This window comes from Pseudomonas sp. P5_A2_2, assembly GCF_054177685.1.
In genome coordinates this window covers 1-2,941 of the sequence record NZ_JBGCUL010000577.1, presented here as the reverse complement: position 1 = coordinate 2,941, position 2,941 = coordinate 1, and the positions used below count along the sequence as shown (strand labels likewise).

Below are 2,941 nucleotides of genomic sequence, written 5' to 3'. Positions count from 1 at the left end.
GGGTGGCTGAGCCTGCCCAACGATTCCCGAACCTTGCAGGTGACGGCCGCCGGCCAACGCGAGATCCATCGCTTTGCCGGGGAAGCCGAGTTGGAATTGGCGCTTTAAAACCTTGCTCCCAATCTGCAGGAGCTGGCTTGCCAGCGAAGCCGTTGCCACATTCAACATTGTTGGTGAATGGGAGGGCGCCTTCGCTGGCAAGCCAGCTCCTGCAGTTGGATTTGCGGTGCTGCCTAGGGTTTCACCAACCGCGCATCGAGGCTGTTCTGCGCCAGGCGTTTGGCCTGATCCTGGGTCATGCCCAGGTGGGTGTGCAGCGCATGGAAGTTCTCGGTGACATAACCGCCGAAGTACGCCGGGTCATCGGAGTTCACGGTCACTTTTACACCGCGCTCCAGCATGTCGAGAATGTTGTGCTGTGACATGTGATCGAATACGCAAAGCTTGGTGTTCGACAACGGGCATACGGTCAGCGGGATCTGCTCGTCGATGATTCGCTGCATCAGGCGCTCGTCTTCGATGGCGCGCACGCCATGGTCGATGCGCTGGATTTTCAGCAGGTCGATGGCTTCCCAGATGTACTCGGGCGGGCCTTCTTCACCGGCGTGGGCGACGGTCAGGAAGCCTTCGTCACGGGCACGGTCGAACACGCGCTGGAACTTGCTCGGCGGGTGACCCATCTCGGAACTGTCCAGGCCCACGGCGACGAACGCATCGCGGAACGGCAGCGCCTGGTCGAGGGTTTTCTGCGCTTGGTCTTCGCTCAGATGGCGCAGGAAGCTCAGGATCAAACCACTGGTGATACCCAGTTGCTGCTCGCCATCCTTGAGCGCGGCGGCGATACCGTTGAGCACCACTTCGAACGGGATGCCACGGTCGGTATGGGTCTGCGGGTCGAAGAACGGTTCGGTGTGAATCACGTTCTGCTCTTTACAGCGCAGCAGGTATGCCCAGGTCAGGTCATAGAAATCCTGGGATGTGCGCAGCACATCGGCACCCCGGTAATACAGGTCGAGGAACTCCTGCAGGTTGTTGAAGGCATACGCCTTGCGCAAGGTTTCGACGTCGTTCCATGGCAGGGCAATCTTGTTGCGCTCGGCCAGGGCGAACAACAGTTCGGGTTCCAGCGAGCCTTCCAGGTGCAGGTGCAATTCTGCCTTGGGCAGGGCGTTCAGCCAGTCATACATGATTCTTTTCTCATCAGGTGCAATAGTCGCCATTCTACAGAGGGTTGCCGGAACAATTGGTAAAACCTGACCAGGCGGTTCATCACACCGCTTTCAGTTCCCGTCGATAAGCGTAGGTATCGGCGAAGCGCGAGAGCAGGAACTCGGCGCAGGTGGTGGCCGGGTATTTCGCCGGGTGTTGTTCATCCTGACAACCGGGCAGGCATTCGATGCGGGTATCCGGGTGCGGCTCGGCGAAAAACGGCATCGAATAACGATCCACGCCGAGCGGGCTGATCACCCGGTGCGGCGTCGACAGGTAGCGGTCGTTGCTCCAGCGCGCCATCATGTCGCCGAGGTTGACCACGAACGTACCTTCGATGGGCGGTGCGTCGATCCATTCGCCTTGGACATTACGTACCTGCAAGCCACCGGTGGCGTCCTGATAGAGCAGGGTAATGCAACCGTAGTCGGTGTGTGCGCCGGCACCTTGTTGCTCTTCGGCGCTGGCGGTGTGGCGCGGCGGGTAATGGATCATCCGTAGCACGCTGACCGGGTCATTGAAGCGTGTGTCGAAGAAATCGCGCTCAATCCCCAGCGCCAGGGTCATCGCCCGCAACAGCGTTTGTGCGAGAGCTTGCATGTCGACGTAGTGCTGCTCCGTCAGCGCTTCCCAGCCGGGCATGGACGGATGGCGATTGGGACCGCGCAAGGGTTTTTCCGCCAGTACGTCAGGGTGCCCGGCCGGCAGGTGCAGGCCCATGTCGAAGGTTTCTTTGAGGTCGCCGGGTTTGCTTGGGTCCAATTGCTCGGTGGCGATGGCGCCGTAGCCGCGGTGGTGACGGGTCTGGGTGATGTCGATCTGGAGTTTTTCGGCGGTGGGTTGGGCGAAGAAGCGCTTGGCATGGTCGAGCAGGGCGTCGATGCGCGTTGCTGAAATCGGATGACCCTTGATGTAGAAGAAACCCCACTCGCGGCAGGCGCGGTCGATTTGCCCGGCCACCGCTGGCCAGGCGGATGGGTCGTCGCAGTAGAGCGGGGCGATGTCGATGATGGGGAGGCTGTTCACGCGCAGTCCTTTAAAACAGTGAAATCCATTGTGGGAGCGAGCTTGCTCGCGATGACGGCTGCACATTCAACATTGATGTCGGCTGCTCTACTGCTATCGCGAGCAAGCTCGCTCCCACAGGGACGGTGTTTCGGTATCGGGAAACTACTTCGGCATCTCAGCCTTCATACCTTCCACGTAGTAATTCATCGACGCCAGTTCCGCCGTGGTCGCGCTCGTGCCCGCCGGGATTTTTTCGACTCCGGCCTGATCCTTGATTGGCCCGGTGAACAGTTGCAGCGCACCGCTCTTGATGTCGGCGATGATCTGCTCGGCTTCGCTCTTCACCATCGCCGGCACCAGGTCGCTGATCGGCAGTTCAACCGTGCCTTCCTTCAACCCACCCCAATAGTCCCGGGATTTCCAGTCATGGTCGATCACACTTTGGGTTGCCTGAACGTAGTGTGGGCCCCAGTCATTGACGATGGAGGTCAGCACCGCTTTCGGCCCGAAGTGCGCCATGTCCGAAGCGTAGCCCACGGCATACACGCCGCGACGTTCGGCGGCCTGGATCGGCGCCGGGCTGTCGGTGTGCTGGAACACCACGTCCACACCCTGGTCGATCAGCGCGTTGGCGGCATCCGCTTCCTTGCCCGGATCGAACCATGAGTTGACCCACACCACCTTGATCTCGGTGCCGGGGTTGTACTTGTTCAGGGCCAACTGG

At 60.4% G+C, this 2,941-nt stretch carries 3 protein-coding genes and 1 pseudogene; 1 reads left to right on the top strand and 3 read right to left on the bottom strand.

The window, feature by feature from the left end; all coding sequences use genetic code 11:
- Positions 1-108: pseudogene (locus tag ACXRVY_RS22545) on the top strand (transcriptional regulator); the annotation flags it as partial.
- 125 nt (positions 109-233) lie between these two features.
- Here the strand turns inward: ACXRVY_RS22545 and ACXRVY_RS22540 are convergent.
- The 3 genes from ACXRVY_RS22540 to ACXRVY_RS22530 form a co-directional block, all read right to left on the bottom strand.
- On the bottom strand, positions 234-1,187 hold the full coding sequence (locus ACXRVY_RS22540) for an adenosine deaminase (protein ID WP_223462794.1): 954 nt from the start codon (positions 1,185-1,187) through the stop codon (positions 234-236).
- A gap of 82 nt (positions 1,188-1,269) precedes the next feature.
- Positions 1,270-2,235, bottom strand: a complete 966-nt coding sequence (locus ACXRVY_RS22535; RefSeq protein WP_223462795.1) for an isopenicillin N synthase family dioxygenase — start codon at positions 2,233-2,235, stop codon at positions 1,270-1,272.
- A 144-nt stretch (positions 2,236-2,379) separates the two neighbouring features.
- Positions 2,380-2,941: BMP family ABC transporter substrate-binding protein (locus ACXRVY_RS22530; RefSeq protein WP_458238279.1), on the bottom strand; the 562-nt coding region annotated here is incomplete at its 5' end.

Excerpts from the sequence above, each read along its gene's own strand:
- ACXRVY_RS22540 (WP_223462794.1), bottom strand. The coding sequence starts at position 1,187 with ATGTATGACTGGCTGAACGCCCTGCCCAAGGCAGAATTGCACCTGCAC.